General features: G+C 71.0%; 14 protein-coding genes. 11 read left to right on the top strand and 3 right to left on the bottom strand.

From position 1 onward, the window contains the following. The first annotated feature begins 206 nt into the window (after positions 1-206). Positions 207-3,794, top strand: coding sequence for a chromosome segregation protein SMC (smc, locus tag K4B79_RS38795; protein WP_232032132.1), 3,588 nt, complete (start codon positions 207-209; stop codon positions 3,792-3,794). Between the two features lie 199 nt (positions 3,795-3,993). Further along, on the top strand, positions 3,994-5,412 hold the full coding sequence (locus K4B79_RS38790; protein ID WP_232032131.1) for a sugar porter family MFS transporter: 1,419 nt from the start codon (positions 3,994-3,996) through the stop codon (positions 5,410-5,412). A 132-nt stretch (positions 5,413-5,544) separates the two neighbouring features. Here K4B79_RS38790 and K4B79_RS38785 read toward each other — a convergent pair whose 3' ends face one another. Beyond that, positions 5,545-6,516 carry an LLM class flavin-dependent oxidoreductase gene (locus K4B79_RS38785; protein ID WP_232032130.1) on the bottom strand — a complete coding sequence of 324 codons (972 nt, stop codon included), beginning with the start codon at positions 6,514-6,516 and terminating at the stop codon, positions 5,545-5,547. A gap of 317 nt (positions 6,517-6,833) precedes the next feature. Between K4B79_RS38785 and ftsY the strand changes: the two genes are divergently transcribed. Further along, positions 6,834-8,036, top strand: coding sequence for a signal recognition particle-docking protein FtsY (gene ftsY / locus K4B79_RS38780; RefSeq protein ID WP_232032129.1), 1,203 nt, complete (start codon positions 6,834-6,836; stop codon positions 8,034-8,036). Positions 8,037-8,144: 108 nt separating this feature from the next. On the opposite strand, the gene K4B79_RS38775 is transcribed toward ftsY, so the two are convergent. After that, the gene (locus K4B79_RS38775) at positions 8,145-8,801 is read right to left on the bottom strand and encodes a bifunctional DNA primase/polymerase (RefSeq protein WP_232032128.1); all 657 of its coding nucleotides are present in this window, start codon (positions 8,799-8,801) and stop codon (positions 8,145-8,147) included. A 434-nt stretch (positions 8,802-9,235) separates the two neighbouring features. Here K4B79_RS38775 and nsdA point away from each other — a divergent pair, with 434 nt between their 5' ends. The 6 genes from nsdA (at position 9,236) to ftsH (ending at position 18,879) form a co-directional block, all read left to right on the top strand. Next, on the top strand, positions 9,236-10,729 hold the full coding sequence (nsdA, locus tag K4B79_RS38770; protein WP_232032127.1) for a transcriptional repressor NsdA: 1,494 nt from the start codon (positions 9,236-9,238) through the stop codon (positions 10,727-10,729). A gap of 324 nt (positions 10,730-11,053) precedes the next feature. Continuing rightward, positions 11,054-12,397 (top strand): ammonium transporter, encoded by a 1,344-nt coding sequence (locus tag K4B79_RS38765; protein WP_232032126.1) that lies wholly within the window; start codon positions 11,054-11,056, stop codon positions 12,395-12,397. Further along, a complete protein-coding gene (locus K4B79_RS38760) occupies positions 12,394-12,732 on the top strand; it encodes a P-II family nitrogen regulator (RefSeq protein ID WP_003997576.1) in 339 nt (112 codons plus the stop codon). Before K4B79_RS38765 ends, K4B79_RS38760 begins: the two co-directional genes overlap by 4 nt. Positions 12,733-12,763: 31 nt before the next feature. After that, positions 12,764-15,217 carry a [protein-PII] uridylyltransferase gene (locus K4B79_RS38755; protein WP_232032125.1) on the top strand — a complete coding sequence of 818 codons (2,454 nt, stop codon included), beginning with the start codon at positions 12,764-12,766 and terminating at the stop codon, positions 15,215-15,217. A gap of 126 nt (positions 15,218-15,343) precedes the next feature. Beyond that, on the top strand, positions 15,344-16,894 hold the full coding sequence (ffh, locus tag K4B79_RS38750) for a signal recognition particle protein (RefSeq protein ID WP_232032124.1): 1,551 nt from the start codon (positions 15,344-15,346) through the stop codon (positions 16,892-16,894). 50 nt (positions 16,895-16,944) lie between these two features. After that, positions 16,945-18,879 (top strand): ATP-dependent zinc metalloprotease FtsH, encoded by a 1,935-nt coding sequence (gene ftsH, locus K4B79_RS38745; RefSeq protein WP_232032123.1) that lies wholly within the window; start codon positions 16,945-16,947, stop codon positions 18,877-18,879. A 7-nt stretch (positions 18,880-18,886) separates the two neighbouring features. Here the strand turns inward: ftsH and K4B79_RS38740 are convergent, their stop codons facing one another. Beyond that, complete coding sequence (locus tag K4B79_RS38740; protein ID WP_232032122.1) at positions 18,887-19,744, bottom strand: SAM-dependent methyltransferase; 858 nt, start codon at positions 19,742-19,744, stop codon at positions 18,887-18,889. Positions 19,745-19,945: 201 nt separating this feature from the next. On the opposite strand from K4B79_RS38740, the gene proS reads away from it, so the two are divergent. Further along, positions 19,946-21,361 (top strand): proline--tRNA ligase, encoded by a 1,416-nt coding sequence (gene proS / locus K4B79_RS38735; protein WP_232032121.1) that lies wholly within the window; start codon positions 19,946-19,948, stop codon positions 21,359-21,361. Positions 21,362-21,622: 261 nt separating this feature from the next. After that, the gene (locus K4B79_RS38730; RefSeq protein WP_067440433.1) at positions 21,623-22,225 is read left to right on the top strand and encodes a hypothetical protein; all 603 of its coding nucleotides are present in this window, start codon (positions 21,623-21,625) and stop codon (positions 22,223-22,225) included. Positions 22,226-22,544 lie beyond the last annotated feature (319 nt).

The following is a 22,544-nucleotide window of genomic DNA, read 5'->3' as shown; positions in this document are numbered from 1 at the left end:
CGCAGTGGTTGGGCGGCCTGTATCAACCGCTAAGTTGTCAGAGTTTGCAAGGGACGCTTCGGCGTCCCTTCTTTCTTGCCTCTTGCTTGCCCCCGCACCCTTTCACTGTCTTTAACGTTTGGTGTGCCCTGCATGTTCACGTGTGAAACCGCAGCGTGACGTGTGTTCGTGGAGTGAGACATCCCCGTTGGGTAGAGTCCAGCGGCGTGCACCTCAAGGCCCTGACCCTCCGCGGGTTCAAGTCGTTCGCCTCGGCGACCACGCTCCGGTTCGAACCGGGGATCACGTGTGTCGTGGGACCCAACGGCTCGGGCAAGTCCAATGTGGTGGACGCGCTCAGCTGGGTCATGGGCGAGCAGGGCGCCAAGTCACTGCGCGGCGGCAAGATGGAGGACGTCATCTTCGCCGGCACCACCGGCCGCCCCCCGCTGGGCCGCGCCGAGGTGTCCCTGACCATCGACAACTCCGACGGTGCGCTGCCCATCGAGTACGCCGAGGTCACCATCACGCGGATCATGTTCCGCAACGGCGGCAGCGAGTACCAGATCAACGGCGACACCTGCCGTCTCCTCGACATCCAGGAACTGCTGTCCGACTCCGGCATCGGCCGCGAGATGCACGTCATCGTCGGCCAGGGCCAGCTCGACTCCGTCCTGCACGCCGACCCCATGGGCCGCCGCGCGTTCATCGAGGAGGCGGCCGGCGTCCTCAAGCACCGCAAGCGCAAGGAGAAGGCGCTCCGGAAACTGGACGCGATGCAGGCCAACCTCGCGCGCGTGCAGGACCTCACCGACGAACTGCGCAGACAGCTCAAGCCGCTCGGCCGCCAGGCCGCGGTCGCGCGCCGGGCCGCCGTCATCCAGGCCGACCTGCGCGACGCCCGGCTGCGCCTGCTCGCCGACGATCTCGTACGACTGCGCCAGGCGCTGAAGGCCGAGGTCGCCGACGAGGCCGCGCTGAAGGAGCGCAAGGAGGCCGCCGAGCTGGAGCTGAGGAAGGCGCTCCAGCGGGAGGCGCTCCTGGAGGACGAGGTCCGGCAGCTCAGTCCGCGCCTCCAGCGCGCCCAGCAGACCTGGTACGAGCTGTCCCAGCTGGCCGAGCGGGTGCGCGGCACCATCTCGCTGGCCGACGCGCGCGTGAAGAGCGCCACCTCGGCGCCCCCGGAGGAACGGCGCGGCCGTGACCCCGAGGACATGGAGCGCGAGGCCGCCCGGATCCGTGAGCAGGAGGCCGAGCTCGAAGCCGCCCTGGAAGCGGCCGAGCGGGCCCTGGAGGACACGGTCGCCCACCGCGCCGATCTGGAACGCGAGCTCACTGGGGAAGAACGGCGCCTGAAGGACGTCGCCCGCGCCATCGCCGACCGCCGCGAGGGCCTCGCCCGGCTGAACGGCCAGGTCAACGCGGCGCGTTCGCGTGCCACCTCCGCCCAGGCCGAGATCGACCGCCTCGCCGCCGCCCGCGACGAGGCGCAGGAACGTGCCGTCGCCGCGCAGGAGGAGTACGAGGCCCTCAAGGCCGAGGTCGACGGCCTGGACGCGGGCGACGCCGAGCTGGGCGCCCGGCACGACGCGGCGAAAGCGGCGCTGGCCGAGGCGGAGGCCGCGCTCGGCGCCGCCCGCGAGGCGGCCACGGCGACCGAACGCAAGCGGGCCGCCACCCAGGCCCGCCACGAGACCCTGGCCCTGGGCCTGCGCCGCAAGGACGGCACGGGCGCGCTGCTGGGAGCGAAGGATCGTCTCACCGGACTGCTGGGCCCGGCGGCGGAACTGCTGACCGTGACCCCGGGCCACGAGGTCGCCCTCGCGGCGGCCTTCGGCGCGGCGGCGGACGCGCTCGCGGTGACCTCGCCGTCGGCCGCGGCGGACGCGATCAGACTGCTGCGGAAGCAGGACGCGGGCCGAGCGTCACTCCTCTTGGCCGGCGGCCAGGAAGACGCGCCCCACAGGGACACGGGGAACGGCGCGACCAGCCACGACGAACCCGCGGACGCCACACATCAGCACGCTGCAGATCTGGTCCGCGCACCCTCGGACCTGATGCCGGCCGTCCGCCGCCTCCTCCACGGCATCGTGATCGTCGGCACCCTCGAAGACGCCGAGGACCTCGTCTACGCCAACCCCCACCTCACCGCCGTCACCGCCGAAGGCGACCTCCTCGGCGCCCACTTCGCCCACGGCGGCTCCGCGGGCGCCCCCAGCCTCCTCGAAGTACAGGCCTCCGTCGACGAGGCAGCCGCCGAGCTCGAAGAGCTGGCCGTCCGCTGCGACGAACTCGCCGAGGCGCAGCAGGCCGCCGCGGAACGCCGCAAGGAATCCGCCGCGCTGGTCGAGGAGCTGGGGGAGCGGCGCCGGGCCGCCGACCGGGAGAAGTCGGCCGTATCGCAGCAGTTGGGGCGGTTGTCCGGGCAGGCGCGGGGTGCCGCGGGTGAGGCCGAGCGCTCCACCGCGGCGGCCGCGCGGGCGCAGGAGGCGCTGGAGAAGGCGCTCGAAGAGGTCGAGGAACTCGCCGAACGGCTGGCCGTCGCCGAGGAGATGCCGGTCGAGGAGGAGCCCGACACCTCGGTGCGGGACCGCCTCGCCGCCGACGGGGCCAACGCCCGCCAGACCGAGATGGAGGCCCGCCTCCAGGTCCGTACACACGAGGAGCGGGTCAAGGGACTGGCCGGCCGTGCCGACTCCCTCGACCGGGCCGCCCGAGCGGAGCGGGAGGCACGCGCGCGTGCCGAGCGGCGGCGGGCCCGTCTGAGGCACGAGGCCGCGGTCGCGGAGGCCGTGGCGTCCGGCGCCCGGCAGCTCCTCGCGCACGTGGAGGTGTCGCTCGGGCGGGCGGACGCGGAGCGGACCGCCGCCGAGGCCGCCAAGGCCCGAAGGGAACAGGAGTTGACCGTGGCCCGGAACACGGGCCGCGATCTCAAGGCGGAACTCGACAAGTTGACGGATTCGGTCCACCGGGGCGAGGTACTCGGCGCCGAGAAGCGGCTGCGGATCGAGCAGCTGGAGACCAAGGCGCTGGAGGAGCTCGGTGTCGAACCGGCGGGGCTCGTGGCCGAGTACGGCCCGCACCAGCCGGTGCCGCCCTCGCTCGCCGCCGAGGGCGAGGAGCTGCCGGAGGATCCCGAGCACCCGCGCAACCAGCCGAAGCCGTTCCACCGGGCCGAGCAGGAGAAGCGGCTCAGGTCCGCCGAACGTGCCTACCAGCAGCTCGGCAAGGTCAACCCGCTGGCCCTGGAGGAGTTCGCCGCGCTGGAGGAACGCCACAAGTTCCTCAGTGAGCAGCTGGAGGACCTGAAGAAGACCCGGGCCGACCTCCTCCAGGTCGTCAAGGAGGTCGACGAGCGCGTCGAGCAGGTCTTCACCGAGGCCTACCGGGACACCGCCCGTGAGTTCGAGGGCGTGTTCAGCCGGCTGTTCCCGGGCGGCGACGGGCGGCTGATCCTGACCGATCCCGACAACATGCTCACCACGGGCGTGGACGTCGAGGCCCGGCCGCCGGGCAAGAAGGTCAAGCGGCTGTCCCTGCTCTCCGGCGGCGAGCGTTCACTGACCGCGGTGGCCCTGCTGGTGTCGATCTTCAAGGCGCGGCCCAGCCCGTTCTACGTCATGGACGAGGTCGAGGCGGCGCTCGACGACACCAACCTCCAGCGGCTGATCCGGATCATGCAGGAGCTCCAGGAGGCCTCCCAGCTGATCGTGATCACGCACCAGAAGCGCACGATGGAGGTCGCCGACGCGCTCTACGGCGTCTCCATGCAGGGTGACGGCGTGTCGAAGGTCATCTCGCAGCGCCTGCGGTGACACTGCGCCTGCGGTGACACCTGCCTATCTTCAAGAAGTGAACGCAAGTGGTCTTGCAGCGTCTCAAAACTCACACCGTTCTGCCCCTTGACTTCGAAACTTGAAGGCATAGTCTCGGCAACGTTGCTTTTACCTTCAGGTAGCACGTATCTGGAGGGGCTGAACCGTCCGGCAGCGTTGCCGGAGCCGAGGAGTACACGTGACCAGCACAGCGCAGGCATCGAAGTCAGGGGCCGTTCCGGCTCATCCCGATCATCTCGGGCACGTCATCTTCATCGCGGCGGCGGCCGCGATGGGCGGGTTCCTCTTCGGCTACGACAGCTCCGTGATCAACGGGGCCGTCGAGGCCATCCGGGACCGCTACGACATCGGGCCGGCGGCGCTGGCGCAGGTCATCGCCATCGCCCTGATCGGCTGTGCGATCGGCGCGGCGACCGCGGGCCGGATCGCCGACCGGATCGGCCGGATCCGCTGCATGCAGATCTCCGCGGTCCTCTTCACCGTCAGCGCGGTCGGCTCGGCGCTGCCCTTCGCGCTGTACGACCTGGCGTTCTGGCGGATCGTCGGCGGCTTCGCGATCGGCATGGCGTCCGTGATCGGCCCGGCCTACATCGCCGAGGTCGCCCCGCCCGCCTACCGCGGCCGCCTGGGCTCCTTCCAGCAGGCCGCCATCGTCATCGGCATCGCCGTCTCCCAGCTGGTCAACTGGGGGCTGCTGAACGCCGCCGGCGGGGACCAGCGGGGCAAGCTGATGGGCCTGGAGGCCTGGCAGGTCATGCTGGGTGTGATGGTGGTCCCGGCCGTCCTGTACGGCCTGCTGTCCTTCGCCATCCCCGAGTCCCCGCGCTTTCTGATCTCCGTCGGCAAGCACGAGCGGGCCCGCACCATCCTCGCCGAGGTCGAGGGCGACAAGATCGACCTGGACGCGCGGGTGGCCGAGATCGAGCACGGCATGCGCAGCGAGCACAAGTCGACCTTCAAGGACCTGCTCGGCGGCTCCTTCTTCTTCAAGCCGATCGTCTGGGTCGGTATCGGCCTGTCGGTCTTCCAGCAGTTCGTCGGCATCAACGTCGCCTTCTACTACTCCTCGACGCTGTGGCAGTCGGTCGGCGTGGACCCGACGGACTCGTTCTTCTACTCCTTCACCACGTCGATCATCAACATCCTCGGCACCGTGATCGCCATGATCTTCGTGGACCGGATCGGCCGCCGGCCGCTGGCCCTGATCGGCTCCGTCGGCATGGTGATCGGCCTGGCGCTGGAGGCCTGGGCCTTCTCCCACCACCTCGTCGACGGCAAGCTGCCCGCCACCCAGGGCTGGATCGCCCTGATCGCCGCCCACGTGTTCGTGCTCTTCTTCGCCCTGTCCTGGGGCGTGGTCGTGTGGGTCTTCCTGGGCGAGATGTTCCCCAACCGGATCCGTGCCGCCGCCCTGGGCGTGGCCGCCTCCGCGCAGTGGATCGCCAACTGGGCCATCACCGCGAGCTTCCCGTCGTTGGCCGACTGGAACCTCTCCGCCACCTACGTGATCTACACGGTCTTCGCCGCGCTCTCCATCCCGTTCGTCCTCAAGTACGTCAAGGAGACGAAGGGCAAGACGCTGGAGGAGATGGGCTGAGCGCCCGCACGAACTCGGGGGGAAGGGCCTTCAACCCCGCCGCCCCTCCCCTCGTCACCCGCCGTCGCCCCCGGTCCGGCCACTGCCCGGACCGGGGGCGACGGTGCGTGGGGGCCGACCGCGGCGGGCAGGTCAGCCGCCCAGCTCCGGCACCACCCGCTCCGCGAACAACCGCAGACTCCGCCACCCCTCCTCCAGCGGCATCCCGCCCGCCAGCGGATGCAGCACGAGGTTGTCCAGGCCGAGCTCCACACACTCCCCGGGAGTCAGGATCCGGTACACGCCCTCCGCGCGCAGTTCGTCGACCGTCGTGGCCGCCGACCGCACCGCGGAGCGGATGTCACCGGACTGCCAGGAGGCGTATGTGCGGGCCTCGTGCAGGAAGTGCTCCCCGTGCCGCTCCCACGCCTCGTCCGGGTCCTCGGCGATGTGCAGCAACGGCGTCTCGGCGGCGGGCATCATGGTCCAGCCCTCGGTGCCGTACTCCACGAGCCGCTCCTTGTAGTACGCCTCCAGCTCGGGCAGGTGCGCGCTGGGGAAGAAGGGCAGACCGAGCCGGGCGGCCCGGCGGGCGGCGGCCCGGGACGAGCCGCCGACCAGGAGGAGGGGGTGCGGGTCGGTGTACGGGCGCGGGGTGACCCGTACCGTACGGCCCCGGTACGTGAACTCCTCGCCGGACCAGGCCTTGAGCAGCGTCTCCAGGACCTCGTCCTGGATCCTCCCGCGCCGCTTCCACTCCACGTCGAAGAGCGCGTACTCCTCGGGCCGGTAGCCGATCCCGGCGACCGTGACCAGCCGGCCGCCGCTCAGCAGATCCAGTACGGCGATGTCCTCGGCCAGGCGCAGCGGGTCGTGCAGCGGGCCGATGACCGCCGAGACCGTGACCGCGATCCGGCGCGTGGCCCCGAAGACCGCGCCCGCGAAGGCGAACGGCGAGGGCAGCCAGTTGTTCGCGACGCCGTGGTGCTCCTCGGTCTGCACGGTGGTGATCCCACGGGCGTCGGCGTACGCGGCCATCTCCAGGGCGGCCCGGTAGCGGGCGCTCAGGGAGGCGGAGGTCGCGCCGGGTTCGACGAGGTTGAAACGGACGACCGTGACGGGCATGGGTGCCCCCTTTGCCGGGCGGATGGGGTTCCGGTGCGGGGACGTTAGCTGACGAGGCGTCAGATCGCCATGGGGATGAGCGTGCCGCGAAGGAGCGAGGGCGTGTCGCAGCCCACTGCATGGACCACGACACGCCCTGGGTGACGCTTCAGTGCGCACCCGACCCGTTCCGATACTGGACGGGTTGTGACTCCGCTCCTGAGGAGCTTCCGGCCGACACGAAGTCGGACCGCGGGCCAGCCCGACCCGGTGGGACCGCAAGCCCACGCGCATGTAACGAAGGCGCGAGAGGGGGGTCACGCCATACTGGACCTGTTATGGAAATCGTCATCCTTGCTGTAGTCATCGCCGTGGTCGTGCTCGGTGCGCTCGGCGGGCTGGTCGTCGGCAGCCGGCGCAAGAAGTCGCTGCCCCCGCCGCCGCCCGCCGCGCCCGACATCACCGCCCCTCCGGCCGAGCCGCATGTCGGCGACGAGGCCGAGACGCCCCGCGAAGAACCGCGCCGGACGATAGAGGAGGTGGATCTTCCGGACGGCTCCGCACCGGTCGTCGTCGAGGAGCCACCCTCGCTCGAAGTCCCCGAGATCGAGGTCCCGGAGCCGACGGCCGGACGTCTCGTCCGCCTCCGCGCCCGCCTCTCCCGCTCACAGAACGCGCTCGGCAAGGGGCTGCTCACGCTCCTGTCGCGCGAGCATCTCGACGAGGACACCTGGGAGGAGATCGAGGACATCCTCCTCACCGCCGACGTCGGCGTGACCCCCACCCAGGAACTGGTCGAGGGCCTGCGCGAGCGCGTGAAGGTGCTCGGTACCCGTACCCCCGACGAGCTGCGCGGGCTGCTCCGCGAAGAGCTGCTCAAGCTGGTCGGCACCGGCTTCGACCGCACCGTGCGGACCGAGCCGGAGACCTCCAAGCCCGGCATCGTGATGGTCGTCGGTGTCAACGGCACCGGCAAGACCACCACCACCGGCAAGCTCGCCCGCGTCCTGGTGGCCGACGGCCGCAGCGTGGTCCTGGGCGCCGCCGACACCTTCCGTGCCGCCGCCGCCGACCAGCTCCAGACCTGGGGCGACCGGGTCGGCGCCCACACCGTGCGCGGACCGGAGGGCGGCGACCCGGCCTCCGTCGCGTTCGACGCGGTCAAGGAGGGCAAGGAGACCGGAGCCGACGTCGTGCTCATCGACACCGCGGGCCGCCTGCACACCAAGACCGGTCTCATGGACGAGCTCGGCAAGGTCAAGCGCGTGGTGGAGAAGCAAGCTCCGCTCGACGAGGTGCTGCTCGTGCTCGACGCCACCACCGGGCAGAACGGCCTGGTGCAGGCCCGCGTGTTCGCCGAGGTCGTCTCCATCACCGGCATCGTGCTCACCAAGCTCGACGGCACGGCGAAGGGCGGCATCGTGATCGCGGTGCAGCGCGAACTCGGCGTACCGGTCAAGCTGGTGGGTCTGGGGGAGGGCGCCGACGACCTGGCGCCGTTCGAGCCGGAGGCGTTCGTGGATGCGCTCATCGGCGACTGACCGTCCGTATACGCGAAGAAGCGCCCGCCCCAAGGTGCAGTTGGAGCGGGCGCTTCGCTGTGTACGCCTCTGCTGTGTGTGCCGGTGCTGTGTCCGGCCCCGTAGGACCTACGCCCGCGACCGATGCGCCACGTACGCCAGCGTCCCCAGCAGCAGCCTCGCCGCCGGAGGCTTGGTCGCCGTGTCCAGGGACGGGGGGCGGAGCCAGCGGGCGGGGCCCAGGCCGGCGCGGTCGGACGGGGGTGCGGTGATGTGGCTGCCGGGACCGAGGCCGTGCAGGTCGAGGGAGGTCGGGTCGTCCCAGCCCATGCGGTAGAGCAGCTCGGGGAGTTCGGCGGCGGCGCCGGGGGCGACGAAGAAGTGGGCGCGGCCGTCGGGTGTGGCGGTCACCGGGCCGAGCGGGAGGCCCATGCGTTCGAGCCGGACCAGGGCGCGGCGCCCGGCGGGCTCGGCCACCTCGATCACGTCGAACGCCCGGCCGACCGGCAGCATCACCGCGGCGCCGGGGAACTCGGCCCAGGCCCTGGTGACCTCGTCGAGGGTGGCGCCCGCCGGGACGGGGGGCGCGAAGTCGAGGGGATGCGCGCCGGGGGCGGCGCAGTCGGCCCGCCCGCACGAGCAGTCGCCCGCCGCGGCCCGTGCGCCCGGGACGACGTCCCAGCCCCAGAGCCCGGTGAACTCGGCGACCGCGGTGCACTCCGACGAGCGACCGCGCCGACGTGAACCGGAGCGGATCTCCCGAATGCCGCCGATCGTGAAGCCCATGCCCCCTCCAACGTGTCCGGCGCGCCGGTGGTTACGTGACGAACGCGAACTGTGACTCTCCGTCGCCGACCCGGTGAACACGTAGCGCTCGGAGGCGTACAGGGTGGTGCGCTCGGATGCGCGCGCCCCTGAGTGCATCGCTCCGCCCACTCCCGGTCGGCCTATGTCAAGTGAATCGTGTGGAGACGACCGTGAGTTCATTCGAAGGGGTGGCGAATGGTGGCGTTTCCGGGATCGCCATGGCTGGACCAGTGATCGTAGGATTACTTTGAGTGCACGAGTCCTGGGGGCACATGCACGCGTGGGTATGCCGGAGGCAAGTCGGGTTCCCGTTCGAAGGGTGACAACTGCCGGACGGGCGGCCGTATTTACCGGCATTCTGATAAGGCTTGGCGCACTCAGTGACAAGTGGTCTCAGGGATGGGGGCGTTCCAGTGAGCGGCAACGGCGGTGGCGGATCGAGCGCGACGAATGCCGGCAACACGGACAAGCGCCCCAACGAGCTGCTCACCTCGTGGTTCGTGCGCAGCGGCTGGTCCAAGGGCGAGCTGGCCCGGCAGGTGAACCGGCGGGCCCGCCAGCTGGGGGCCAACCACATCTCCACCGACACCTCGCGCGTACGCCGCTGGCTGGACGGTGAGAACCCCCGCGAACCCATCCCCAGGATCCTGTCCGAGCTGTTCTCGGAGCGGTTCGGCTGTGTCGTCTCCGTGGAGGATCTCGGACTGCGCGCCGCCCGCCAGTCACCCTCCGCGACCGGGGTCGACCTGCCCTGGACGGGTCCGCAGACGGTGGCCCTGCTCAGCGAGTTCTCGCGCAGCGACCTGATGCTGGCGCGGCGCGGCTTCCTCGGAACCTCGCTGGTCCTGTCCGCGGGCCCGTCCCTCATCGAGCCCATGCAGCGCTGGCTGGTGCCGGCGCCCTCCGCCGCGCGGCACGAACCCGAGCCGGCGCCGTCCTCGGCCCGCCGCGGCCGGCTCTCCAGGCCCGAGCTGGACCTCCTCGAATCGACGACGGCGATGTTCCGCCAGTGGGACGCCCAGTGCGGCGGCGGTCTGCGCCGCAAGGCGGTCGTCGGCCAGCTGCACGAGGTGACCGACCTCCTCCAGGAGCCCCAGCCCGAGGCCACCACCCGCAAGCTGTTCAAGGTCGCCGCCGAACTCGCCGAACTGGCCGGCTGGATGTCGTACGACGTGGGGCTCCAGCCCACCGCGCAGAAGTACTTCGTCCTCGCCCTGCACGCGGCCAAGGAAGCCGGTGACAAGCCGCTCGGCTCGTACATCCTCTCCAGCATGAGCCGCCAGATGATCCACCTCGGGCGGCCCGAGGACGCGCTGGAGCTGATCCACCTCGCGCAGTACGGCAGCCGCGACTGCGCGAGCCCGCGCACCCAGTCGATGCTGTATGCGATGGAGGCCCGCGCCTACGCCAACATGGGCCAGCCCGGCAAGTGCAAGCGGGCGGTCCGGATGGCCGAGGACACCTTCGGTGAGGCCGACGAGTGGGACGAGCCCGACCCCGACTGGATCCGCTTCTTCTCCGAGGCCGAGCTCTACGGCGAGAACTCCCACTCCTACCGCGACCTCGCCTACGTCGCCGGACGCAGCCCCACCTACGCCTCCCTGGCCGAGCCCCTGATGCAGCGGGCCGTCGAGCTCTTCGCCAAGGACGACGAACACCAGCGGTCGTACGCACTGAACCTGATCGGCATGGCCACCGTGCACCTGCTGCGGCGCGAGCCCGAGCAGAGCACGGTGCTGGCCGCCGAGGCCATGCAGATCGCCAAGAAGGTGCGCTCCGAGCGGGTCAACACTCGTATTCGAAAGACGGTCGACACGGCCGTACGCGATTTCGGTGATCTCGCCGAGGTCGTCCACCTCACCGACCAGCTCGCCATCGAGCTGCCCGAGACCGCGGAGGCGGTCTGACACCGTAGGAGAACCCCTGAACCCCGGCCGCGGCCGGCCCTCCCGAACTGCCCGACTCGGCTCCCCCATGCCAGGTCATCGGAAGGCCGACCGCGGCCGGCCTCGTTCCCCGGCCGAAGGTTGCGCCACGATAACGATCGATGCGGCCCGATTCCGCCAGTTCATCTACGTGTAACACCCGAGGTGCCTTCGTCACGGCGGCGAAACAACGAGGGGCGTCCACCGAAACCGCGCTGCGCCAATCTCTTGCCGCATAACCGGCCCGCCCCTCAATCCGCTCAGGCTTCGCCCGCACGGGGCCGTACCAATGACGAGGAGACGCCGATGGCACCAGCCATCATGATGGCGGCAGACAAGGTAGAGCTGTCGCCCGCCAACACAGGTTTCATGCTCATCTGTTCCGCCCTGGTGATGCTCATGACCCCGGGCCTGGCCTTCTTCTACGGAGGCATGGTCCGCGTCAAGAGCACCCTGAACATGCTGATGATGAGCTTCATCAGCCTCGGGATCGTCACCATCCTGTGGACGCTCTACGGCTTCTCCATGGCCTTCGGTACGGACTCCGGCAGCCTCATCGGCTGGAACTCCGACTGGGTGGGCCTCAGCGGCGTCGACAAGGGCGAACTGTGGGGCACGTACAACATCCCGCTGCTCGTGTTCTTCGTCTTCCAGCTGATGTTCGCGATCATCACGCCCGCCCTGATCAGCGGCGCGCTCGCGGACCGCGTGAAGTTCAGCGCCTGGGCGCTGTTCATCGCGCTGTGGGCCACCGTCGTGTACTTCCCCGTCGCCCACTGGGTCTGGGGTGAGGGCGGCTGGGCCTTCGACATGGGCGTGATCGACTTCGCCGGTGGTACGGCGGTCCACATCAACGCCGGTGCCGCGGCCCTCGGCGTGATCCTGGTCATCGGCAAGCGCGTCGGCTTCAAGCGCGACCCCATGCGCCCGCACAGCCTCCCGCTGGTCATGCTCGGCGCCGGTCTGCTGTGGTTCGGCTGGTTCGGCTTCAACGCCGGTTCGTGGCTCGGCAACGACGACGGCGTCGGCTCGCTGATGTTCGTCAACACGCAGATCGCCACCGCCGCCGCCATGCTGGCCTGGCTCGTCTACGAGAAGATCCGCCACGGCGCGTTCACCACGCTGGGCGCCGCCTCCGGCGCGGTCGCCGGTCTGGTCGCCATCACCCCCTCCGGTGGTGCGGTCACCCCGGTCGGCGCGATCTGCGTCGGCGCCATCGCCGGTGTCCTGTGCGCCATGGCCGTCGGCCTGAAGTACAAGTTCGGCTACGACGACTCGCTCGACGTCGTCGGTGTCCACCTCGTCGGCGGTGTCGTCGGCTCGGTCCTGATCGGCTTCTTCGCCAGCGGCAAGGGCCAGTCCGACGTCGCCGGTGTCTTCTACGGCAAGCACGAGTGGGCCCAGCTGTGGAAGCAGCTCGCCGGTGTCGGCGGTGTCCTCGCCTACTCGCTGATCGTCTCCGCGATCCTCGCCCTCATCCTCGACAAGACCATCGGCATGCGGGTCACCGAGGACGAGGAAGTGGCCGGCATCGACCAGGCCGAGCACGCCGAGACCGCATACGACTTCAGCGGCGCCGGCGGCGGTTCCGCCAAGCCCGCCGCCCCCTCCCCGGTCGCCGCAGGAGCAGGCAAGAAGGTGGACGCATGAAGCTCATCACCGCCGTCGTCAAGCCGCACCGGCTCGACGAGATCAAGGAAGCCCTCCAGGCCTTCGGGGTCCACGGCCTGACGGTCACCGAGGCGAGCGGCTACGGTCGTCAGCGGGGCCACACCGAGGTCTACCGCGGTGCCGAGTACACCGTCGACCTGGTCCCGAAGATCCGCATCGAGGTGCTGGCCGAGGACGACGACGCCGAGCAGCTGATCGACGTCATCGTCAAGGCGGCCCGCACCGGCAAGATCGGTGACGGCAAGGTCTGGTCCCTCCCGGTCGAGACCGCCGTACGGGTACGCACCGGCGAGCGCGGCCCGGACGCGCTCTGACCGAAGAGAAGAACCGAACAGGAGCTGCTGGGTGACGAGCACGGACGTGCACAAGGACGTAGAGGACTCGGGACCCAGCGGCTATGCGGCGGCCCGGCTGCGCCTCCTCCAGGAGGGGGTGCGGTCCGGGCCGCCGCGCCGTTCGGCGCTCTCCGAACTGACGGACGACTGGCTGTCCGGGCTGTTCGCCGCGGGCGCCGAGCAGCTGCGCGGCGTCTCCCTGATCGCCGTCGGCGGCTACGGCAGAGGCGAGCTGTCCCCCCGCAGCGACCTGGACCTCGTCCTGCTGCACGACGGCGGCGACTCCGCCGCGGTGGCCGCGCTGGCCGACCGCATCTGGTACCCCGTGTGGGACCTGGGCCTCGCCCTCGACCACTCGGTCCGCACCCCGGCCGAGGCGCGGAAGACGGCCGCCGAGGACCTGAAGGTCCAGCTCGGCCTGCTGGACGCCCGGCACATCGCGGGCGACCTCGGCCTCACCGCCGGACTGCGCACCGCCGTCCTCGCCGACTGGCGCAACCAGGCCCCCAAGCGCCTGCCCGAACTCCAGGAACTGTGCGCCGAGCGCGCCGAACGCCAGGGCGAACTCCAGTACCTCCTGGAGCCGGACCTCAAGGAAGCCCGCGGCGGCCTGCGGGACGCCACCGCGCTGCGTGCCGTCGCCGCCTCCTGGCTGGCCGACGCCCCGCGCGAGGGCCTCGACGACGCCCGCCGCCGGCTCCTCGACGTCCGTGACGCCCTGCACCTGGCCACTGGACGCGCCACCGACCGGCTCGCCCTCCAGGAGCAGGACCAGGTCGCCGCCGAGCTGGGGCTGCTGGACGCCGACACCCTGCTGCGCCAGGTCTACGAGGCGGCGCGGGTCATCTCGTACGCCAGTGATGTCACCTGGCGCGAAGTGGGACGCGTCCTCAGGTCGCGCGCCGTGCGGCCGAGGCTGCGCGCCATGCTCGGGGGCGGCAAGCAGGTCGCCGAGCGCTCCCCGCTCGCCGAGGGGGTGGTGGAGCAGGACGGCGAGGTGGTGCTCGCCCGCGCCGCCCGCCCCGACCGCGACCCGGTGCTCCCGCTGCGCGCCGCGGCCGCCGCCGCGCAGGCCGGACTCCCGCTCTCCCTGCACGCCGTACGGCGCATGGCGGCCGGCGTGCGCCCGCTGCCCACGCCCTGGCCCGCCGAGGCGCGCGAACAGCTCGTCACCCTGCTCGGCTCCGGGCAGCCCACCATCGACGTCTGGGAGGCGCTGGAGGCCGAGGGCCTGATCACCCGGCTGCTGCCCGACTGGGAGCGGGTCCGCTGCCGTCCGCAGCGCAACGCCGTGCACATCTGGACCGTCGACCGGCACCTGATCGAGACCGCCGTCCGCGCCTCCGAGTTCACCCGCCGCGTGCACCGCCCCGACCTGCTCCTGGTCGCGGCCCTGCTGCACGACATCGGCAAGGGCTGGCCCGGCGACCACTCCGTGGCCGGTGAGATCATCGCCAAGGACGTGGCCGCCCGGATCGGCTTCGACCGCGCGGACGTCGCGGTGCTCTCCACCCTCGTACGCCACCACCTGCTGCTCGTCGACACCGCCACCCGGCGTGACCTGGAGGACCCGGCCACCGTGCGCTCGGTCGCCGAGGCGGTCGGCTCGCAGGGCACTCTGGAGCTGCTGCACGCGCTCACCGAGGCGGACGCGCTGGCCACCGGCCCGGCCGCCTGGTCGTCCTGGCGCGGCTCGCTCGTCGCCGACCTGGTCAAGCGGGTCTCGGCGGTCCTCGCCGGCGACGAGCCGGACGACCCCGAGGACGCCGCGCCCACCGCCGAACAGGAACGGCTCGCGATCGAGGCGGTCGCCACCGGCAGCCCCGTGCTGTCGCTGCGCGCGCAGACCGAGGCGCCGGCCGTCGCGGAGGACCAGCCGCCCGGGGACCCGGAGCCGCTGGGCGTGGAACTGCTGATCGCCGTCCCCGACCAGTCGGGTGTGCTGCCCGCGGTCGCCGGCGTCCTCGCCATGCACCGCCTCACGGTCCGCACCGCCGAACTGCGCACCCTGGACCTGCCGGACGGCGTCGAGGGCTCCGTGCTGCTGCTGAACTGGCGGGTCGCCGCCCAGTACGGCTCCCTGCCCCAGGCCGCCCGGCTGCGCGCCGACCTCGTCCGGGCCCTGGACGGCTCGCTGGACATCGCCGGGCGCCTCGCCGAGCGCGACGCCGCCTATCCGCGCCGCCGGGGCGTCGTGGCGCCCCCGCCCCGGGTGACGGTCGCCTCGGCCGCCTCCCGCCACGCCACCGTCATCGAGGTCCGCGCCCAGGACGCCCCGGGCCTGCTCTTCCGCATCGGCAGCGCCCTGGAGGACGCGGGCGTCCGTACCCGCAGCGCTCATGTGTCCACACTGGGCGCGAACGCCGTCGACGCCTTCTACGTCACCGGCCAGGAGGGCACGCCGCTGCCGAGCGGGGAGGCGGCGAGCGTGGCACGCAAGCTGGAGGAGACGCTGCGGGGGTGACCCCGCGAGGAACCGCGCTCCCTCGTCCCCGCCCGCGGTATGCACCGGGCGGGGACGATTGTCTTGCGGGGCCCGATACCCTGGAAGACGCTCACACTGCCACCGACCCCGAGGACCGACGCCGCCGTGTTCGATACTCTCTCCGATCGCCTCTCAGCGACTTTCAAGAACCTGCGCGGCAAGGGACGGCTCTCCGAGGCGGACATCGACGCCACCGCGCGCGAGATCCGCATCGCCCTCCTCGAAGCGGACGTGGCGCTGCCGGTCGTCCGGACGTTCATCAAGAACGTCAAGGAGCGTGCCCTCGGCGCCGAGGTCTCCAAGGCGCTGAACCCGGCCCAGCAGGTCCTGAAGATCGTCAACGACGAGCTCGTCACGATCCTCGGCGGCGAGACCCGGCGTCTGCGCTTCGCCAAGCAGCCCCCGACCGTGATCATGCTCGCGGGTCTCCAGGGTGCCGGTAAGACCACCCTCGCGGGCAAGCTCGGCCGCTGGCTGAAGGAGCAGGGCCACTCGCCCCTCCTGGTCGCCGCCGACCTCCAGCGCCCGAACGCCGTCAACCAGCTCAGCGTGGTCGCCGACCGCGCCGGCGTGGCCGTCTTCGCGCCGGAGCCGGGCAACGGCGTGGGCGACCCGGTCAAGGTCGCCAAGGACTCCATCGAGCACGCGAAGTCGAAGGTCCACGACATCGTGATCGTGGACACCGCCGGCCGCCTGGGCATCGACCAGGACATGATGCGCCAGGCCGCGGACATCCGGGACGCGGTCTCGCCCGACGAGATCCTCTTCGTCGTCGACGCGATGATCGGTCAGGACGCGGTCAACACCGCCGAGGCCTTCCGCGACGGCGTCGGCTTCGACGGCGTGGTGCTCTCCAAGCTCGACGGTGACGCCCGCGGTGGTGCGGCCCTGTCGATCCGGCAGATCACCGGCAAGCCGATCATGTTCGCGTCGAACGGCGAGAAGCTCGAGGACTTCGACGCCTTCCACCCGGACCGGATGGCCTCCCGCATCCTCGACATGGGTGACCTGCTCACCCTGATCGAGCAGGCGGAGAAGACGTTCAGCCAGGAAGAGGCCGCTCAGATGGCCTCCAAGCTGGCGTCCAAGAAGGGCCAGGACTTCACCCTGGACGACTTCCTGGCCCAGATGGAGCAGGTCAGGAAGATGGGCTCCATCTCGAAGCTCCTCGGGATGCTGCCCGGCATGGGCCAGATCAAGGACCAGATCAACAACCTGGACGAGCGGGACGTCGACCGCACGGCCGCCATCATCAAGTCGATGACCCCGGCCGAGCGCGCCGACGCCACGATCATCAACGGCTCGCGCCGCGCCCGTATCGCCAAGGGCTCCGGCGTCGAGGTCAGCGCGGTCAAGAACCTGGTCGAGCGGTTCTTCGAGGCCCGCAAGATGATGTCCCGCATGGCCCAGGGCGGCGGCATGCCGGGGATGCCCGGGGTGCCGGGCATGGGCGGCGGCCCCGGCCGGCAGAAGAAGCAGGTCAAGAAGGCCAAGGGCAAGCAGCGCTCCGGCAACCCGATGAAGCGCAAGCAGCAGGAGCAGGAGGAGGCCGCACGGCGTGCCGCGGCGGCCCAGGGCGGCGCCTTCGGCGTGCCGGGCCAGCAGCAGCCGCAGGACTTCGAGCTGCCGGACGAGTTCAAGAAGTTCATGGGCTGAGGTCACTTTCTGCGCATGCCAAGGGTTGGTCCGTGTCGTAACGTCCCGATATGACCAACCCTGCGCCGCCGCGCAAGTCCCCCGATCAGCCCTGGCGTACCGAAGGCACCCCCGAGGAGCCGCCGAAGCCGTCACCGGGCGGACGGAAGATGCGCGGCGGCTGGTGGAGCCTGGCCCTCACCGCGCTGGTCGTGTACCTGATCGCCAACCTCGTGCTGTCCTTCTTCAACGACGGTGACGAGCCGACGATCTCCTACACCGAGTTCAGCAAGCAGGTCGACGACGGCAACGTCACCAAGATCTACGCCAAGGGTGACGCGATCCAGGGCCAGCTGAAGAAGAAGCAGGACAATCCCGAGGGCGACGGGACGTACACCAAGTTCAAGACCGAGCGGCCGACCTTCGCGGACGACCAGCTCTGGGAGGACCTGACCAAGCACGGCGTCACCGTCACGGCCGAGCCGGTCGTCCAGCAGCGCAGCTTTCTGGCCAATCTGCTGATCGCGCTCGCCCCGATGCTGATCCTGGTCGTGCTGTGGATCGTCATCGCCCGCCGGATGCGGGCGGGTCTGGGCGGCGCGGGCGGCATGCTCGGCCGCAAGGCCCCGCCCAAGCCGGTCGAGCTGGAGGCGGGGGAGCAGCGCACCACCTTCCAGGACGTGGCCGGCATCGACGAGGTCGAGGGCGAGCTCAACGACGTCGTGGACTTCCTGAAGAACCCGGACGCCTATCGCCGTATGGGCGCCAAGATGCCGCGGGGCGTGCTGCTGGCGGGACCGCCCGGTACCGGCAAGACGCTGCTGGCCCGTGCGGTGGCCGGTGAGGCGGGCGTGCCGTTCTTCTCCGCGTCCGCCTCCGAGTTCATCGAGATGATCGTCGGTGTCGGCGCCTCCCGGGTGCGGGAACTGTTCGCCGAGGCCCGCAAGGTGGCCCCCTCGATCATCTTCATCGACGAGATCGACACCATCGGCCGGGCCCGCGGCGGCGGTGCCGGCATGGGCGGCCACGACGAGCGCGAGCAGACGCTGAACCAGATCCTCACCGAGATGGACGGTTTCTCCGGCTCGGAGGGCGTCATCGTGATCGCCGCGACCAACCGGGCCGACGTCCTGGACCCGGCCCTGACCCGCCCCGGCCGCTTCGACCGGGTGGTCATGGTCTCGCCCCCGGACCGCGGTGGCCGCGAGGCCATCCTGGAGATCCACACCCGGCAGATCCCCCTCGCCGAGGACGTCGACCTCGCCCAGGTCGCCCGTACGACCCCCGGCATGACCGGCGCCGAACTGGCCAACCTCGCCAACGAGGCCGCCCTGCTCGCGGTCAAGCGGCAGCAGGACAAGGTCACCCGGACCGACCTCTCGGAGGCGCTGGAGAAGGTCCAACTGGGCGCCGAACGCCCGCTGGTGATGCCCGAGGAGGAGCGCCGGCGCACCGCCTACCACGAGAGCGGACACGCCCTGCTCGGCATGCTGCAGCCCGGTGCCGACCCGGTCCGCAAGATCACCATCGTCCCGCGCGGGCGCGCGCTCGGCGTGACGCTCTCGACGCCGGACGCGGACAAGTACGCGTACACCGAGGAGTACCTGCGCGGCCGGATCATCGGCGCCCTCGGCGGCATGGCGGCCGAGCAGGTCGTCTACGGCGTGGTCACCACCGGTGCCGAGAACGACCTCGAACAGGTCACGGGCATCGCCCGGGGGATGGTCGCCCGCTGGGGCATGAGCGACCGCGTCGGCCGCCTCTCCGCCCTCCCGAACGACGCCCAGCAGGCGTACGGCCTGTCCGCCGCGCCCCAGACCCTCGACGTGATCGACAGCGAGATGCGCCGGATCGTCGACGAGTGCTACGACGAGGCGTGCCGCAAGCTCGCCGAGCACCGGGGACAACTGGACGCGCTCGCCGAGGCGTTGCTGGCGAACGAGACGCTGGAGGAGGCGGACGCGTACCGGATCGCGGGGATCTCCCGGCTGACCAAGGACGACTGACGGTGGGTCAGGGCACCCGTGCGATCAGATACCGGAACACGTTCGGCATCCACACCGTGCCGTCCCGGCGCTGGTGCGGGTGCAGGGCCTCGGTGAGCTCCTTGTCCACCTGCACCTGGTCGGTCGCCGCGATCGCCGCGTCGAAGAGTCCCGTCGAGAGCAGTCCCCGTACCGCGCTGTCCAGGTCGGCGTACCCGAACGGGCAGGCGACCCGGCCGGAGCCGTCCGGCCTGAGCCCGGCCCGATGGGCGACCTCCTCCAGGTCGTCACGGAGGGCGGGGCGCCAACTGCCCGTGCTGCGCAGCGGATCCGCCAGCTTGGTGGCCACCCGCAGCACGGACGAGGTGGCACAGCGCTCCGGCGGACCCCAGCCGACCAGCACCACGGGCGTCCCCCGCTCGGCGAGCGGCACCGCCGCGGCGAGCCGTTCCCCGAGCCCCTCCGAGTCACCCGCCAGACACCCGATGGGCTCGAAGGAGGTCACCAGGGTGTACGCGGGCGAGTCCGCGTCGGCCACGTCCTCGGGCGTGCCCTCGACGAGCCGGGTGTCGGCACGCGTGCGCGTGCCCCAGGACTCCGGCAGCAGCCTCTGGCGCGCGAGAGCCAGCCGTTCGGGGCGGGACTCGTCGACACCGGTCACCGCGGCGCCTCTGGCGGCCGCCATCAGCAGGGCGAGCCCACTGCCGCAGCCGAGGCCCAGCACCCGGGTCGCGGGGCCCACGTCCAGTCGCTCGTAGACGGCCTCATAGAGCGGGACCAGCATCCGCTCCTGGATCTCGGACCAGTCACGCGCGCGTGCACCGCGGTCCACGCGGGGTAGTCCTCCCGCGGACGGCCGGTGCTGCCGCACGAGCGTAGGTGTCATAGGTAAGCGCCCCAATCCGCCGAGAGTTTCCCCTGTGCCCGTTTGCATGGCCCCCGTGCCAGTGCGCTCGCACTCCCCCCGTATGCCAGGTAACTCCGCACTCGACCGCTCGTCCAGGGGTTGTCGGGCCCCGGCTTGTGGGTTCGCTGTGCTTGTGGCGAGAATTCACATCCCGGCAACGTGGGCCCGTACGATCACGCCATGGCCAAGGCACCCGTTCTCACGCCGCGGGCGGACGACTTCCCCCGCTGGTACCAGGATCTGATCAACAAGGCCGAGCTGGCCGACAACGGTCCGGTGCGCGGCACCATGGTCATCCGACCGTACGGGTACGGCCTCTGGGAGCGGATGCAGGCCGAGATGGACGCCCGCATCAAGGCGACGGGTACCCAGAACGCGTACTTCCCCCTCCTGATCCCGCAGTCGTACCTCACCCGCGAGGCCGACCACGTCGAGGGCTTCGCGCCGGAACTCGCGGTCGTCACGCACGGCGGCGGCAAGGAGCTGGAGGAGCCGGCGGTCGTCCGCCCCACCTCCGAGATGATCATCAACGACTACTTCTCCAAGTGGGTGCAGAGCTACCGGGACCTGCCCCTGCTGATCAACCAGTGGGCGAACGTGGTGCGTTGGGAGCTCCGGCCGCGCCTGTTCCTCCGTACGACCGAATTCCTGTGGCAGGAGGGGCACACCGCGCACGCCACCTACGAGGACGCGCGGGACTTCGCCGCGCACATCCACCGCGAGGTCTACGAGGACTTCATGGTCGACGTCCTCGCGATGGACGTCGTCCCCGGCCGCAAGACCGTCAAGGAGCGGTTCGCCGGTGCCGTCAACACCCTCACGCTGGAAGGCATGATGGGCGACGGCAAGGCCCTCCAGATGGCCACCAGCCACGAGTTGGGCCAGAACTTCGCCAAGGCCTTCAACACCTCGTACCTGTCGAAGGACGGCACCCAGGAACTGGTCTGGCAGACCTCCTGGGGTTCGACCACCCGCATGATCGGCGCCCTGGTGATGATGCACGGCGATGACAACGGCCTGCGTGTCCCGCCGCGGCTGGCGCAGATCCAGGTGGTGGTTCTCGCCATCAAGGGGGACGAACAGGTTCTGGCCAAGGTCCGCGAGGTCGGCGACCGGCTGAGGGCCGCGGGCGTCCGGGTCCAGGTGGACGACCGGGTGGACACCCCCTTCGGGCGCCGCGCCGTCGACTGGGAACTCAAGGGCGTCCCGGTGCGGATCGAGATCGGGCCCCGTGACCTGGAGAACGGCACCGCGATGCTGGCCCGCCGGATCCCGGGCGGCAAGGAACCGGTCTCCCTGGACTCGTTGGTGGCGCTGCTTCCCGGGATCCTGGAGGAGGACCAGGCGCTGCTGCTGACCCAGGCCCGGGAGCGCCGCCTGTCCCGGACGTCCGAGGTGTCGACGGTCGAGGAGGCGGTCGAGGCGGCCGTCGCCGGCGGCTGGGCGCGCATCCCGTGGGCGGTCCTCGGCGAAGAGGGCGAGGCCAGGCTGGGGGAGCACGTGGCGACCGTACGGTGTCTGGTCGCCGAGGACGGGTCGGTGCCCGACGCCGACGACGCTCCGGGTAACGTCGCGATCGTGGCGCGCGCTTACTGAGGTGACGGCCTTCCGGTGGGAGAGCGACCGAAACGCCCCTTGCGCACCGGCCGACCACACTCGCACCGGCGCGTGGACACGATCTACGCGCCGGGTCGTACCTCACACTACGCACCAGCTTGTTACGAGCTGCGAGGCTTCTCCGCAGATCAGCGCACCCGCCCTCGTCAGGACGCATCAGCGGCAACTGACGGGTACGTGCAAATTATTTGGGATGCCCCGGAATAGGAACACAGCGGCACCCTGGCTCGTTGTCATTACGTGAGCACGACACAGACACCACCTGTTCTCGCCGCAGAGCTGGCACAGGCGTGGGCCGACATTCAGCGGTACCACCCCGAGCTGCCGGACCTTGCCGCGCCAGAGTCCCTGATCGGGGAGTCGTCGTCCGCGTGCGGTCACGAGCTCTCCTTCGAGCGACTGCTTCACGAGGCAGTCCATGGCATCGCCGCCTCGCGCGGCATCCGCGACACCTCCCGTGCCGGCCGCTACCACAACCGCAGATTCCTCGCGATCGCCGAGGAGCTGGGCCTGGACCACCCCGAGGAGCCGCACCCCAGCAGCGGCTTCTCCCTGGTCACGCTCACCCCCGAGGCGAAGCGTCGTTACCGCCCGACCATCGAACACCTCCAGCGCGCCCTCAAGGCGCACACCGCGGCGACCGCGGCGGACACGGCCCGCTCCTTCCGCGGACCGGCCGCCCGGCACGGCTCCTCCGGGGGCGGCGTCCGGGTCAAGGCGGTCTGCGACTGCGGTCGCAACGTCCGCGTCGTCCCCTCGGTCCTGGCCCAGGCCCCGATCGTGTGCGGCGGCTGCGGGAAGCCGTTCCGTATCCCGGAGGTCGTGGGGGCGGCGGCGAGCTGACGCGGCCGATCCAGCACCGGCATCTCGTGGCTGCCGGTCGAGCGTGAGGCCCCGGGCGGGGTGCCGCCGCCATCAGGCGGCACCCCGCGAGCGCCCGTCCCGCGCACCCGAGCCGTTCACCACGGCGCCGGGTGCCGCTCAGGCGTGCCTCACCACGGGCTCGGTCCGAGGCGACCCGCGGGGTGTGGCACAATGGCTAGCTGTACTCGACAGCCGCACAGGACCCCTCTCTCCTCCGGCTGACGCGTCCATCGGGCACTCGGGTACCGCAACCCCACGCGGCAATCTCGCCGTGCCCAACCACGTCAAGACCAGGAGA

The organism is Streptomyces lincolnensis, assembly GCF_021173675.1.
Classification (GTDB): Bacteria; Actinomycetota; Actinomycetes; order Streptomycetales; family Streptomycetaceae; genus Streptomyces; species Streptomyces lincolnensis_B.
Note: the sequence above shows the minus strand (reverse complement) of the source record. Positions and strands in the feature narration are given on the sequence as shown.

Excerpts from the sequence above, each read along its gene's own strand:
- ftsY (WP_232032129.1), top strand. The coding sequence starts at position 6,834 with ATGGAAATCGTCATCCTTGCTGTAGTCATCGCCGTGGTCGTGCTCGGT.
- K4B79_RS38775 (WP_232032128.1), bottom strand. The coding sequence starts at position 8,801 with ATGGGCTTCACGATCGGCGGCATTCGGGAGATCCGCTCCGGTTCACGT.
- K4B79_RS38785 (WP_232032130.1), bottom strand. The coding sequence starts at position 6,516 with ATGCCCGTCACGGTCGTCCGTTTCAACCTCGTCGAACCCGGCGCGACC.
- proS (WP_232032121.1), top strand. The coding sequence starts at position 19,946 with ATGGCCAAGGCACCCGTTCTCACGCCGCGGGCGGACGACTTCCCCCGC.
- ftsH (WP_232032123.1), top strand. The coding sequence starts at position 16,945 with ATGACCAACCCTGCGCCGCCGCGCAAGTCCCCCGATCAGCCCTGGCGT.
- K4B79_RS38765 (WP_232032126.1), top strand. The coding sequence starts at position 11,054 with ATGGCACCAGCCATCATGATGGCGGCAGACAAGGTAGAGCTGTCGCCC.
- K4B79_RS38760 (WP_003997576.1), top strand. The coding sequence starts at position 12,394 with ATGAAGCTCATCACCGCCGTCGTCAAGCCGCACCGGCTCGACGAGATC.
- K4B79_RS38740 (WP_232032122.1), bottom strand. The coding sequence starts at position 19,744 with ATGACACCTACGCTCGTGCGGCAGCACCGGCCGTCCGCGGGAGGACTA.